At 68.4% G+C, this 13,286-nt stretch carries 13 protein-coding genes; 10 read left to right on the plus strand and 3 right to left on the minus strand.

Annotated elements, in window-relative coordinates; all coding sequences use genetic code 11:
* Positions 1-4 precede the first annotated feature (4 nt).
* Positions 5-946 (plus strand): NAD(P)H-dependent flavin oxidoreductase, encoded by a 942-nt coding sequence (locus MAAFP003_RS10080; RefSeq protein WP_096291031.1) that lies wholly within the window; start codon positions 5-7, stop codon positions 944-946.
* Positions 947-949: 3 nt separating this feature from the next.
* Here MAAFP003_RS10080 and MAAFP003_RS10085 read toward each other — a convergent pair whose 3' ends face one another.
* Positions 950-1,450, minus strand: coding sequence for a DUF1990 family protein (locus MAAFP003_RS10085; protein WP_096286552.1), 501 nt, complete (start codon positions 1,448-1,450; stop codon positions 950-952).
* A 24-nt stretch (positions 1,451-1,474) separates the two neighbouring features.
* On the opposite strand from MAAFP003_RS10085, the gene MAAFP003_RS10090 reads away from it, so the two are divergent.
* From MAAFP003_RS10090 to MAAFP003_RS10125, 8 genes are all read left to right on the plus strand, one after another.
* Positions 1,475-2,347: an aldo/keto reductase gene (locus MAAFP003_RS10090; RefSeq protein ID WP_096286554.1), complete on the plus strand. Its 873-nt coding sequence runs from the start codon at positions 1,475-1,477 to the stop codon at positions 2,345-2,347.
* A 78-nt stretch (positions 2,348-2,425) separates the two neighbouring features.
* Positions 2,426-3,052, plus strand: coding sequence for a PaaI family thioesterase (locus MAAFP003_RS10095; protein ID WP_096291032.1), 627 nt, complete (start codon positions 2,426-2,428; stop codon positions 3,050-3,052).
* 196 nt (positions 3,053-3,248) lie between these two features.
* Entirely contained in the window at positions 3,249-5,369 is a 2,121-nt protein-coding gene (gene thrS, locus MAAFP003_RS10100) for a threonine--tRNA ligase (RefSeq protein ID WP_096286556.1), read from the plus strand.
* Positions 5,362-5,943, plus strand: a complete 582-nt coding sequence (locus tag MAAFP003_RS10105; protein WP_096286558.1) for an ATP adenylyltransferase — start codon at positions 5,362-5,364, stop codon at positions 5,941-5,943. The genes thrS and MAAFP003_RS10105 overlap by 8 nt, the downstream gene beginning before the upstream one ends.
* Before the next feature lie 105 nt (positions 5,944-6,048).
* Positions 6,049-6,714: a phosphatidylinositol phosphate synthase gene (gene pgsA, locus MAAFP003_RS10110; protein ID WP_096286560.1), complete on the plus strand. Its 666-nt coding sequence runs from the start codon at positions 6,049-6,051 to the stop codon at positions 6,712-6,714.
* On the plus strand, positions 6,711-7,661 hold the full coding sequence (locus MAAFP003_RS10115; RefSeq protein WP_096286562.1) for a phosphatidylinositol mannoside acyltransferase: 951 nt from the start codon (positions 6,711-6,713) through the stop codon (positions 7,659-7,661). Before pgsA ends, MAAFP003_RS10115 begins: the two co-directional genes overlap by 4 nt.
* Positions 7,661-8,785 carry a glycosyltransferase family 4 protein gene (locus MAAFP003_RS10120; RefSeq protein WP_096286564.1) on the plus strand — a complete coding sequence of 375 codons (1,125 nt, stop codon included), beginning with the start codon at positions 7,661-7,663 and terminating at the stop codon, positions 8,783-8,785. Before MAAFP003_RS10115 ends, MAAFP003_RS10120 begins: the two co-directional genes overlap by 1 nt.
* Complete coding sequence (locus MAAFP003_RS10125; RefSeq protein WP_096286566.1) at positions 8,785-9,834, plus strand: NUDIX hydrolase; 1,050 nt, start codon at positions 8,785-8,787, stop codon at positions 9,832-9,834. The genes MAAFP003_RS10120 and MAAFP003_RS10125 overlap by 1 nt, the downstream gene beginning before the upstream one ends.
* Position 9,835: 1 nt before the next feature.
* Here the strand turns inward: MAAFP003_RS10125 and MAAFP003_RS10130 are convergent, their stop codons facing one another.
* Both MAAFP003_RS10130 and MAAFP003_RS10135 read right to left on the minus strand, forming a co-directional pair.
* The gene (locus tag MAAFP003_RS10130) at positions 9,836-11,038 is read right to left on the minus strand and encodes a PE-PPE domain-containing protein (RefSeq protein WP_096286568.1); all 1,203 of its coding nucleotides are present in this window, start codon (positions 11,036-11,038) and stop codon (positions 9,836-9,838) included.
* A gap of 15 nt (positions 11,039-11,053) precedes the next feature.
* Positions 11,054-12,130, minus strand: coding sequence for a PPE family protein (locus MAAFP003_RS10135; protein WP_096286570.1), 1,077 nt, complete (start codon positions 12,128-12,130; stop codon positions 11,054-11,056).
* Between the two features lie 211 nt (positions 12,131-12,341).
* On the opposite strand from MAAFP003_RS10135, the gene pdxS reads away from it, so the two are divergent.
* Entirely contained in the window at positions 12,342-13,277 is a 936-nt protein-coding gene (pdxS, locus tag MAAFP003_RS10140) for a pyridoxal 5'-phosphate synthase lyase subunit PdxS (protein ID WP_165796349.1), read from the plus strand.
* Positions 13,278-13,286 lie beyond the last annotated feature (9 nt).

The raw sequence follows: 13,286 nt of genomic DNA on the forward strand, positions 1-13,286 counted from the left end.
GGCGATGCTATCCACGCCCTGGTCATCCGCGCTCGGCCTGCGGGTGCCCATCGTCAACGCTCCGATGGGCGGCGTCGCGGGCGGCCGGCTGGCCGCCGCGGTCAGTGCCGCCGGCGGTCTGGGCATGATCGGCATGGGCAGTGTCGCGACCAGGGAGCTGCTGGCTGCCCAACTGCGTCACGTCGACGGCCCATTCGGAATCGGGCTGGTGGACTGGGTGATGCGCACCGAGGCGGGACTGCTCGACGATGCCCTGGCCGCGCGGCCCGCACTGCTGTCGGTCAGTTTCGGTACCGACTGGTCGTGGGTCGACAAGGCGCACGCCGCCGGAATCCGCACTGTCACACAGGTTTACGACGCTCTGGGAGCGCGTCAGGCGGTCGACGCGGGCGTCGACATCCTGGTCGCGCGCGGTTCCGAGGGCGGCGGGCACGGCGATACGAGGCTCGGCACGCTGCCGCTGCTGGACGACGTGCTGGACGCCGTGTCGGTGCCGGTGCTCGCGGGCGGCGGTATCGCGTCGGCGCGCAGCCTGGCCGCGGTGCTGGCCGCCGGGGCCAGCGGCGCCTGGGTGGGCACTCGCCTGGCGGCCTGTCCGGAGGCGCTGACCGGCGACGGCAGCCGCGAGGCCCTGATCGCGGCCCGCTCCACCGACACCGCGGTCACCCGGGCCTTCGACGTCGCCAACGGTCTGCCGTGGCCGGCGCGGTACCCGTCACGGGTGTTGCGCAATGAGTTCGTCGCGCGCTACGCGGGCAAAGAGGACACGCTCGATGCGCCGGCCTGCGACGAGCTGGCCGCCGCGATCGACGCCGACGACCGCCGCATCGCCCCGGTCGATGCCGGTCAGGGCGTCGGCATGATCCGCGACGACGCGTCGGTGGCCGAGGTCATCGACACGATGTGCAGCGGCGCCCACCGGCTGCTGGCCGGCTGGGGCGCGTAGCGGTCAGACGGCGCGCAGGTAGCGCTGCGCGATCAGGCGCTGGCCGATCTTCACCACCGGTCCGCCCGCCTTGCTCCACCATGTCGCCGGCCGGGAGAACGCCGACACCTCGGCGAAGACCGCGTCGGTGGCGGGGTCGCGGCGCACGACGAAGCGTTCCTCGCCGCATTCCGGGTGGCCGGGCAGGGTGCCGTAGCCGAACCCGCGGATGTCGGGCTCGTCGACCACATAGACGACCCGGCACGGCGCGGGCACAAAGCCCAGCCGCACCACCACCACCGCGTCCTGCACAACGACCTCGGAGGACGCCTGTACCCGCAGCCCTGACCCGCGCTGCATCCCCCAGTGCATCACTGCCTCGGCGGCTCGCTCGAATCGCGGCCGGCCCGTGCCGATCTGGCGCTCGACGTGTTGATAGTGGAACCCGGCGGGCTGCTCACCGGCCGCGGTGGCACCGACCTCGGAGTATGTCAGCGGAAGTTTCTCGAGTGCGGCTAAGTCCACCCGCCCGAGCGTACGGTCGTAATCGTGACCACACAAAACTCGAAAACTGTTGCCGCTGCGTCCGGACCGTTCACGCTCGGCGGCGATCTGACCGTCAACCGCCTCGGGTTCGGGGCGATGCGCATCGTCGGTAAGGGCGTGTGGGGCCCGCCGGCTGATCGCGACGAGTGCGTTCGGGTGTTGCGCCGCGCCGTCGAACTCGGCGTGGACCTGATCGACACCGCGGACTCCTACGGTCCCTATATCTCCGAGGAGATCATCCGCGAGGCGTTGTACCCCTACGACGACATCGTGATCGCCACCAAGGCCGGGTTTCTGCGGACCGGTCCGGATGTCTGGGTCGAGATGGGCTTCCCGGCGTACCTGCGGCAGGAAGTCGAGATGAGCCTGCGCCGCCTGGGTGTCGAGACCATCGACCTGTTGCAGCTGCACCGCGTCGACCCCAAGTGGCCGTTGGCCGACCAGGTCGGCGAGCTGGCGAAGCTCAAGCAAGAAGGCAAGATCCGCCACATCGGCCTGTCCGAGGTCAGCGTCGACCAGCTCAAAGAGGCGCTGCGGATCACCGAGATCGTGTCGGTGCAGAACATGTACAACCTGACCGTTCGCCGCGCCGAACCGCTGTTGGACGTCGCGACCGAGCAGGGGATCGGCTTCATCCCGTACTTCCCGCTGGCGGCCGGGCCGCTGGCCGCTGCCGACGGCCCGCTGCAGCGCATCGCCGCCGACCACCACGCGTCGCCGTCGCAGCTGGCCCTGGCCTGGTTGCTGAAGCGCTCGCCGGTGATGCTGCCGATCCCGGGCACGTCGAAGGTGGCGCACCTGGAGGAGAACGTGGCCGCGGCCGAGATCACGCTGTCCGACGAGGAGTTCGAGACCATGGCGGCCGCCGCTTCCTAGCCGCGAACCTGTATTCCACGACGCGTTTCGCGAGTGAACCCGTCGGTAGTTGCAGTCTCGCGGCTCGCATACGGTGTTCTGGTGGCCGGCGAGAATCAGAAACACCCCGGTGGGGGATTCAACCCACCCGAGCCGACGACCAAGGGCGGCCCCGACTACGGCCGGTTCATCGACGCGGTGCGCAAGCTGCAAGATCACGCCCGTGCCGTCGACGCGCCCGACGAGGTCATCACCGAGGCCGCGGACACGCTGGAGAAGCTGTCCGCGCTGCTGAGCCCGTACGACGCCGACGAGTGGGCGTCGCCGTCGGGCCGCCGGATGGACCTGCCGCTGCGCGGCAACATCCTGACCGTGCCGATCGGGGCGCATAAGACCGAGGACGGCCGGATGGCGGGCTGGGCGCGCTTCGCGCGATTCCACCTGGGCCGCAACGGCGCGGTGCACGGCGGATCGCTGGGCATGCTGTTCGACACCGTGCTCGGCCTGACGACGTCGGTGCTCACCGGCAGCCCGCGCCAGCGCACCGCTTACCTGAAGATCGACTACCGCCACATCGTGCCGATCGAAAAGGAGCTGCAGTTCGACGCCGGCATCGACAAGGTGGACGGCCGGAAAATCTTCGTGTCGGGCAAGTTGACCGACGGTGACACGTTGCTGGCCGAAGCCGAGGCGTTGTTCGTGAAACTCAAGCCGGGCCAGCCCTGACGCCGCGGCGACCAGGTGCGCCGAGTCTGAAACCACGCAGGCCTGCACCGGCGTGTCGGGTGCGTGGGTTCAGTGTCGCGATGGCGGCGAGGCCCGGCAGCCGTTAACGTCGTGGGTTCTGCGAGGTCCGCCCCGATAGCATGACTCTGAATTAATCGCCGATCACATCCCGCAGAAACCTTGGAGACCACCGCAGATGAGCGCCCCCGCAGAGTCCGTCCCCGGAGCAGACGGCGGCGACCCGCAGCACCCGGTTGCGCCGGGTTTGCGACCGCCGCAAGCCCCGATCCGGGTTCCTGCCGGGACTTCGGCGGCCGCCGCGGTCGGGGAGGCGGGGTTGCCACGCCGGGGCACGCCCGACGCGATCGTGGTGGTGCGCGACGCCGACGGCAAGCTGCGCGACCTGAGTTGGGTGCCCGAGGCCGACGCCGAGGTGGTCCCGGTCGCGGCCAATACCGACGAGGGCCGCAGCGTCATCCGGCACTCGGCCGCACACGTGCTGGCCCAGGCCGTCCAGAGCCTGTTCCCGCAGGCCAAACTGGGGATCGGGCCGCCCATCGCGGACGGCTTCTACTACGACTTCGACGTAGCGGAGCCGTTCACCCCCGAAGACCTGGAAAAGCTCGAAAAGAAGATGCGCCAGATCGTCAAGGACGGGCAGCTGTTCGACCGGCGGGTCTACGAATCCAGGGAGGCGGCGCGCGAGGAACTGGCCGACGAGCCCTACAAGCTCGAACTCGTCGACGACAAGTCCGGCGACCCCGACGTCATGGAGGTGGGCCCGCCCGGTTCCAATGACGAACTCACCGCCTACGACAACCTCAATCCCCGCACCCGCGAACGGGTCTGGGGTGACCTGTGCCGCGGGCCGCATATCCCCACCACCAAGCACATCCCGGCGTTCAAGCTCACCCGCAGCTCGGCCGCCTACTGGCGCGGTGACCAGAGCAACGCCAGCCTGCAACGCATCTACGGCACCGCGTGGGAGTCAACGGAGGCGCTCGACAAGCACCTGGAGCTGCTCGAGGAGGCGCAGCGGCGCGACCATCGCAAGTTGGGCGTCGAGCTGGACCTGTTCAGCTTCCCCGACGAAATCGGTTCCGGGCTGGCGGTTTTCCACCCCAAGGGCGGCATCATCCGGCGCGAGCTGGAGGAGTACTCGCGGCGCAAGCACATCGAGGCCGGCTACGAGTTCGTCAACACCCCGCACATCACCAAGGAGCAGCTGTACATCACCTCGGGCCACCTCGAGTGGTACGCCGACGGCATGTATCCGCCGATGCACCTGGACGCGGAGTTCAACGCGGACGGCTCGGTGCGTAAACCGGGGCAGGACTACTACCTCAAGCCGATGAACTGCCCGATGCACCACCTGATCTACCGGTCCCGCGGACGCTCGTACCGCGAGCTTCCGTTGCGGCTCTTCGAGTTCGGCAGCGTGTACCGCTACGAGAAGTCCGGCGTGGTGCACGGCCTGACCCGGGTGCGCGGCATGACCCAGGACGACGCGCACATCTACTGCACGCGCGAGCAGATGCGCGACGAGCTGAGTTCGCTGTTGCGCTTCGTGCTCGACTTGCTGGCCGACTACGGGCTCGACGACTTCTACCTGGAACTGTCCACCAAGGACCCGGAGAAGTACTCCGGCTCTGACGAGATGTGGGACGAGGCGACCGAAGTGCTGCGGGAAGTGGCCGTGGCCTCCGGGTTGCATTTCGTTCCCGACCCCGGTGGCGCGGCGTTCTATGGGCCGAAGATCTCCGTGCAGGTCAAGGACGCGTTGGGCCGCAGCTGGCAGATGTCGACGATTCAGCTCGACTTCAACATGCCGGACCGATTCGAGCTGGAATACACCGCGCCGGACGGTTCGCGGCAGCGGCCGGTGCTGATCCACCGGGCGCTGTTCGGATCCATCGAGCGGTTCTTCGGCATTCTGACCGAGCACTATGCCGGGGCCTTCCCGGCGTGGCTGGCGCCGGTGCAGGTAGTCGGCATCCCTGTCGCCGACGAGCACGCGGCCTACCTGGAAGATGTTGCCGCGCAACTGCGCTCGCGTGGTGTGCGGGTCGAGGTGGACAGCAGTGACGACCGGATGGCCAAGAAGATCGTCAACCACACCAATCAGCGCGTCCCGTTCATGTTGCTGGCGGGCGACCGCGACGTCGAGGGCGGGGCGGTCAGCTTCCGCTTCGGCGACCGCACCCAGATCAACGGCGTGCCGGTTGGCGCCGCGATCGATACCATCGTCAAGTGGATTGCCGACCGCGAGAATGCCGCTCCCACACAAGAACTGGTAAAGGTAGCCGGCGGTGAGTGAGCAGGACGGCGCCGGTCGCGGCGAGGACAGCATTCTCGACAGAGGTGTCGGCGAGCGCGACCACCTGCAACGATTGTGGACGCCGTACCGGATGACGTACCTGGCCGAGGCGCCGGCCAAGCGTGGCCCCAACGCTTCAGGCAAACCCGAGGAGCCGTTCACCGACATTCCGCAACTGCCCGACGAAGAGGGTCTGGTGGTCGCGCGCGGCGAACTCGTCTATGCCGTGCTCAACCTCTACCCGTACAACCCCGGGCACCTGATGGTGGTGCCCTACCGGAAGCTGTCCGAAATCGAGGACCTCACCGACGCCGAGAGCGCGGAGCTGATGGCCTTCATCCAGAAGGCGATTCGGGTGATCAAGAACGTGTCGCGGCCGCACGGCTTCAACGTCGGCCTGAACCTGGGAACGTCGGCGGGCGGGTCGCTGGCCGAACACCTGCACGTGCACGTGGTGCCGCGCTGGGGCGGCGACGCGAACTTCATCACGATCGTCGGCGGCGCGAAGGTGATCCCGCAGTTACTGCGCGAGACGCGTCAGTTGCTGGCGACGGAGTGGGCTAAACAGCAATGAGTCGCGCCGACGACGATGCAGTGGGGGCACCCCCAGCCGCGAAGCGGCGAGGGGGACGTAGCGATGAGGTGGGGGCACCTCCCGCTTGCGGGGGAGAGTGGCGCTATGAGTAAGGCGCCCTTCCTGTCCCGGGCCGCGTTCGCCCGGCTCACCACCCCGACGGCCAGGGCGCTGCTGCGGGTGGGCCTGACGCCGGACGCCGTCACGATCCTGGGCACCGTCGTTGCCGTGGCGGGGGCGCTGACGTTGTTCCCGATGGGCAAGCTGTTCGCCGGCGCCTGCGTGGTCTGGTTCGCCGTGCTTTTCGACATGGCCGACGGTGCGATGGCCCGCGAGCGCGGCGGCGGCACCCGCTTCGGCGCGGTGCTGGACGCGTCGTGCGACCGCGTCAGCGACGGCGCGGTGTTCAGCGGGCTGCTGTGGTGGATAGTCTTCGGGCTGCATGACAAACCGCTGGCGGCGGCGACGTTGATCTGCCTGGTCACCTCGCAGGTGATCTCCTACATCAAGGCCCGGGCCGAAGCCAGCGGACTGCGCGGCGACGGCGGGATCATCGAACGACCGGAACGGCTGATCATCGTGCTGGTCGGCGCGGGTGTGTCGGACTTTCCGTTCGTCGCCTGGCCGCCGGCGCTGCCGGTGGCGATGTGGGTGCTGGCGGCGGCCAGCGTGGTCACCTGCGTGCAGCGCCTGCACGCGGTGCGGACCTCGCCGGGCGCGTCCGAACCCCTGCCGCCCGCGCAGCCAAGCGGCGAGACGAGCGCGCCGTGATCTCGACTCCGTCCGGCTTGAAAGCACTCACCGCGCCGCGCGAGGCGTTCACCAGGACGGCGAGCGACTGGGCGTACGCCACCGGTTGGATGGCGGTGCGCGCGGTCCCAGAGTTCGCCGCGCGCAACATATTCGACACCGGAGCGCGTTACGCCGCCCGCAACGGCGGCCCCGACCAGCTGCGCAGGAACCTGGCCCGGGTCATCGGCGTGCCGCCGGCCCAGGTACCGGACAGCCTGATGCGGGCGTCGCTGGAGTCCTATGCGCGCTACTGGCGCGAGGCATTCCGGCTGCCGTCGATGGACTACCGCGCGCTGGCCCGCCGGGTCGATGAGACGTTCGTGGGAGCCGACAATATCGACGCGGCCCTGGCGGCTGGTCGTGGTGTGGTGCTCGCGCTGCCGCACAGCGGGAACTGGGACATGGCCGGGCTGTGGCTGGCGCAGACACGCGGCACCTTCACCACGGTCGCGGAGCGACTCAAACCCGAGTCGCTGTACCGGCGTTTCATCGCCTACCGGGAAAGTCTTGGCTTCGAGGTGCTGCCGCTGTCCGGCGGCGACCGTCCGGCCTTCGAGGTGCTGTGCGAGCGGCTGCGGGCCAACCGGGTGGTGTGCCTGATGGCCGAGCGCGATCTCACCCGCACCGGCGTCGAGGTCGACTTCTTCGGCGAGGCCACCCGGATGCCGGCCGGGCCGGCCAAGCTCGCGATCGAAACAGGGGCGGCGCTGTGCCCGGCGCATTGCTGGAATGAGCCCGACGCCTGGCCCGTCGAGATATTTCCGCCGCTGGACTGTTCCAGCGGCGATGTCCGCACCATCACCCAGGCGCTGGCCGATCGATTCACGATAAACATCGCCGCCCACCCCGAGGATTGGCACATGCTGCAGCCGCAGTGGCTGGCCGATCTCTCCGACGACAGACGTGCCCGGCTGAAGGAAGCCTGATGCGAATCGGGATGGTCTGTCCCTACTCGTTCGACGTGCCGGGTGGGGTGCAATCGCATGTGCTGCAGCTGGCCGAGGTGCTGCGCGAGCGGGGCCACTACGTCAGCGTGCTGGCTCCCGCATCGCCACACGTCAGACTGCCCGAGTACGTCGTCTCGGCCGGTAAGGCCATCCCGATTCCCTACAACGGGTCGGTGGCGCGGCTGCAATTCAGTCCCGCGGTCCACGGCCGGGTTCGGCGCTGGCTGGCCGAGGGTGACTTCAATGTGCTGCATCTGCACGAACCGAATGCTCCCAGCCTGTCGATGTGGGCGCTGCGCATCGCCGAGGGTCCGATCGTGGCCACCTTTCACACCTCGACCACGAAATCGCTGACGCTGTCGGTCTTTCAGGGCGTGCTGCGGCCCTGGCACGAGAAGATCGTCGGCCGCATCGCGGTGTCCGATCTGGCCCGGCGCTGGCAGATGGAGGCACTCGGCTCCGACGCGGTGGAGATCCCGAACGGGGTCGACGTCGCCGCACTTGCCTCGGCGCCGCTGCTGGAAGGCTATCCGCGGCCGGGCAAGACGGTGTTGTTCTTGGGCCGTTTCGACGAGCCGCGCAAGGGCATGGAGGTGCTGCTCGAGGCGCTGCCGCGGGTGGTGGAATGTTTCGGCGATCTGCAGGTGCTGGTCGTCGGGCATGGTGATGAGGACGAATTGCGCACCAAGGCAGGCGGTTTGGCAAAGCACATGCGCTTTCTTGGCCAGGTCGACGACGGCGCAAAGGCGTCGGCGATGCGCAGTGCGGACGTCTATTGCGCGCCCAACATCGGCGGCGAGAGTTTCGGCATCGTGCTGGTGGAGGCGATGGCCGCGGGCACGCCGGTGGTGGCCAGCGATCTGGATGCCTTCCGGCGCGTGCTGCACGACGGTGACGCCGGACGGCTGGTGCCGGTCGGCGACGCCGCGGGACTGGCCGACGGGCTGATCGAGATGCTCGAAAGCGACGCGCTGCGAGAGCGTTACGTGGCCGCGGCGTGCGAAGTGGTTTCCCGCTACGACTGGTCGGTGGTGGCCGACCAGATCATCCGCGTGTACGAGACGGTCGCCGGCTCGGGCGTCAAGGTTCAGGTGGCGGGCTGATGGCCTGGCCGCTCGTCGTCATCGCGCTGCTGGTCGTCCTGATCGCCGTACTCGCGGGGATCGGCGTCTGGGCGATCCAGACAGCGCAGCGGCTGAACCGCCTGAACATTCGCTATGACCTTTCCTGGCAAGCCCTCGACAGCGCGCTGGCGCGGCGCGCGGTGGTGGCGCGTGCCGTCGCGATCGACGCTTACGGCGGCTCCTCGAATAGCCTCGAAGGCCGGCGGCTGGCCGCGCTGGCCGACGCCGCCGAGCGGGCGCCCCGGCAGTCGCGGGAGAACGCCGAAAACGAATTGTCGGCGGCACTGGCGATGGTCGATCCCGCGGCGCTGCCGGCCGGTCTGATCGCCGAGTTGGCCGACGCCGAAGCCCGGCTGCTGCTGGCCCGCCGCTTCCACAACGACGCCGTCCGCGACACCTTGGCGCTGGGGGCGCGGGGCCCGGTTCGTGCCCTTCGGCTCGGTGGAACGGCCGCGCTGCCAAGCTATTTCGAGATCGTCGAGCGAGCACACGCGCTGGCGCAGACCCCGCACGGGGTGCCCAAACACCGGACCTCGGCGCGGGTGGTGTTACTCGATGAGGCCGGCGCGGTGCTGTTGCTGTGCGGTTCGGATCCGGCGATCCAGGAATCGGCGCCGCGGTGGTGGTTCACGGTGGGCGGCGAGGTGCGCCCAGGCGAACGGCTGGCCGAGGCGGCCGCGCGGGAGTTGGCCGAAGAGACCGGTTTACAGGTGGAAGCGGCCGAGATGGTCGGGCCGATCTGGCGGCGCGACGAGGTCTTCGAGTTCAACGGCACACTGATCGACAGCGAGGAGTTCTTCTTCGTGCGTCGCGCTCGGCGCTTCGAGCCGGTGTGCACGGGCCGGACCGAGCTGGAACGCCGCTACATCCATTGCCACCGCTGGTGCGACGCCAATGACATCGCCGAACTGGTGGCTGCGGGCCAGACCGTGTACCCGCGCCAGTTGGCCGAACTGCTTGCCGAGGCAATTACCTTGGCAGACAACGATACACCGGGCCGATCGCCCCGGCTACAGTCGATCCGCTGAGCTAGAACCCGCTCGCGACAGCGTTGGAGGCCAGTGGCGGCAAGGCGGAGATCAACGGGTTCGAGATGCCGGCCGTGGCGCCCTGGCTGACGTAGCCGGCGACACTGAGCGGGTTGAGCGCCGGGAGGAAGCCGGGCGCGTAGCCCAGGTCGACGATCGGCTTGAGGAACGGTTGGAGCAAGTCCGCCAACGGATTTCCGAGGATCGGAACGAACATCCGCAACGGGTCCAGCAGCGGCAACTGCGTGGTCGGCATGAAGTAGAAACTCAGGTTGCCGATCTGGCTTTGGATGGCGTTGGCGACCTGTGCCGCGGGCAGGTAGGGCACCGTGGCGTGCAGATTCAGGAAGCCGAACAGCGCGTTGATGTCCGACGGCAGCCACAACGGGTGCGCCGGGAAGTCGGCGACCGCGTCGTATTGCAGCGTGAAAATCGAAGTCGCGTAGGACGTCGTCAGCGGCGTGGGCCAGTTGAAGGTACCGAAGCCCGGAATCCAGTGCGTCAGAACGCCGCCCATCGGATTGTTCGGGTCGGCCAGCAATACGAAGTTCAGCAGGTTTGAGTCAGGGCGCAACGCGGTCGGAAGTGCCTGCAGATAGCGCATTTCCAGGCTGGCGATCGTGGCACTCTGCGAATAGCCAACGACGACAACCTGATTGCCCTGGGTGGTTTGCGCCAGGATCGCACTGTTGAGGGTCGCAAAACCGCTGTAGACGGACCTGCCGAAGGTGGTGTCACCGATGCCGGTCACCGGCCAGAACTGTTCCGGGGTTTGCAAACTCACCAGGGTGTACCCCGAGTAGTTCTGGGCCAGATACGTCTGCTCGATCGACGTCATGTAGTTCAGGTCCGGTGTCGGGTTCCCGGTGCCGCCCATGATCAGCGCGATTTTCTGTTGCGACGCCGGCTGCGTGGCGGCCGCGTTGGCCATCTCGGTTTCGGCGTAGGCGTTCTTCGCGGTGATCAAGGTCTGCACGAACTGGGTGTGGAACAGCTCCGCCTGCGCGCTGAGGGCCTGATACTGCGCGGCCTGCGCGTCCAGGAACGCGGCGGTGCGCACCGATACCGAATCCGTGCCCGGCGCAAGCACTCCCGTCGTCGGGACCGCTACGGAGGCGTTGGTCGCCTCCAGCTCCGCGCCGATTCCCTGCAGCGCGTCGGCCGCCGTCGCCATCGCGTCGGGGTCGGTGATCACGAAGGACATCGGGGGAGTCCCTGACTAGTCCAGCACCGGGCGGGGGGCTTTGCGGGCCGCGGCGACCGCTGGGGGGACGGCACTCATCAATCGCCCGGGCACGTTCATCGAGGGCAGCGACGGCGTGCTGCCCGCGCTCGGCGATATCGGGGTTACCGGGGCGCCGGCCATCCCGGCCGCCCCGGCCGCCGCGGGGATCTGCGGTGCCGCCGGCGCGGCATTGGCCCAGTTGGCCGGCACCGACAGCGGCCCGATCGTGGCGGCTCGGCCCGCGCTCGCGGAGACCATGCCGGTGAGCTGGGCCGCACCGGTTCCACCCACCGCTGGACTGGCCGCGGACGCCAGCACCGGATCGAGCGCGGGGACGCTGGCGGCCGCGCTCATCAGGGGATTGGCGCCGGACATCAGCTGACCCATGGCCATTTGCATGGGCTGCATCGCGAACTGGGCGGGCGTCGAGAGCATCTGCATCTGCGACATCGGGTTCATCAACTGCTGCGCCAGCGAATTGACCACCGAGTTGATCAGCTGCTCGGCGAATGAGGTGAAAGTCGGGGCGGGCAGGCTGGTCAGGGTCAACGGCGGGTCGGCGAAGGGTGTCCAGCCTGCCTCTGCGGCCGTGGTGCTGGCGTCGTAGCCGGTCATGGCCGCAACGTCCTGGGCCCAGAATTCGGTGTACTCGGCCTCGGTCGCGGCGATCGCCGCGGTGTTCTGACCCAGGATGTTGGTCGCGATCAGCATCATCAGCAGGGCGCGGTTGGCCGCGACGACCTCGGGGGGCACGGTGGCGGTGAACGCCGTTTCGAAGGCGCCGGCCGACAGCCGGGCCTGGATGGCCAGCAACTCCGCCTTGGCCGACGTGCCGGTCAGCCACTGCACATACGGGGCTGCCGCGGTGGCCATCGTCATCGACGCCGGCCCCTGCCACGCCCCGCCGGTCAGCGTCGAGACGGTGGTCTGGAAGGAACTGGCCGCCGACGCCAGCTGAGCGGCCAACGCGTCCCAGGCCGCCGCCGCTGCCCAGATCGTCCCCGAGCGCGGTCCGGCATAGATGCGCGCGGAATTAATTTCCGGCGGCAACAGCACGAAATCCGGCAACATCCGGGACCTCTTCTCGGCCAACCGCGATGGCCGGTGTGACCAGGGGTCCAGCCCCGTTGATTCGCACCAGCTGTGACGGCCTGCGCAAATAGCTGTCGCAATATTTAGCACAATGTGACGGTCGCCGCACCCACCTGTTGGACATATGTCGAACCCGTGGCACAAACGGCGGGAAAACTCGGTTGTCACTCACCACTAGAGTGGAACCGCGATGGTTCGAGGAGAGAAGGGGCTAGTGGACAGCGGCGCACAGTCGAGCCAGGCCAACCAGACGGGAACGGCGCGCGTCAAGCGCGGCATGGCCGAGATGCTCAAGGGCGGCGTCATCATGGACGTCGTCACCCCGGAGCAGGCCCGAATCGCGGAAGGTGCCGGCGCCGTCGCGGTGATGGCGCTGGAGCGAGTGCCCGCCGACATCCGCGCGCAGGGCGGCGTCTCACGCATGAGCGACCCGGACATGATCGAGGGCATCATCTCCGCGGTCACAATCCCGGTGATGGCCAAGGCGCGCATCGGGCATTTCGTCGAGGCGCAGATTCTGCAGAGTCTCGGCGTGGACTACGTCGACGAATCCGAGGTGCTCACACCCGCCGACTACACCCACCACATCGACAAGTGGAAGTTCACCGTGCCCTTCGTGTGCGGGGCGACCAATCTGGGTGAGGCGCTGCGTCGGATCAGCGAGGGCGCGGCCATGATCCGGTCCAAGGGTGAGGCCGGCACCGGGGACGTGTCCAACGCGACCACCCACATGCGCGCCATCGGCGGCGAGATCCGCCGCCTGACGTCCCTGTCCGAGGACGAATTGTTCGTTGCCGCAAAGGAATTGCAAGCGCCCTACGATCTCGTCGTCGAGGTGGCGCGGGCCGGCAAGCTGCCGGTCACATTGTTCACCGCCGGCGGCATCGCGACTCCGGCCGACGCGGCGATGATGATGCAACTCGGCGCCGAGGGCGTGTTCGTCGGCTCGGGCATCTTCAAGTCCGGCGATCCGGCACAGCGCGCCGCCGCGATCGTCAAGGCCACCACGTTCTTCGACGATCCCGACGTGCTGGCCAAGGTTTCGCGCGGCCTGGGCGAGGCGATGGTGGGCATCAACGTCGAGCAGATCGCAGCGCCGCATCGCCTGGCCGAGCGCGGCTGGTAATAATCGGCT

It is taken from the genome of Mycobacterium ahvazicum (genome assembly GCF_900176255.2).
In the GTDB taxonomy this organism is placed as follows: Bacteria; Actinomycetota; Actinomycetes; order Mycobacteriales; family Mycobacteriaceae; genus Mycobacterium; species Mycobacterium ahvazicum.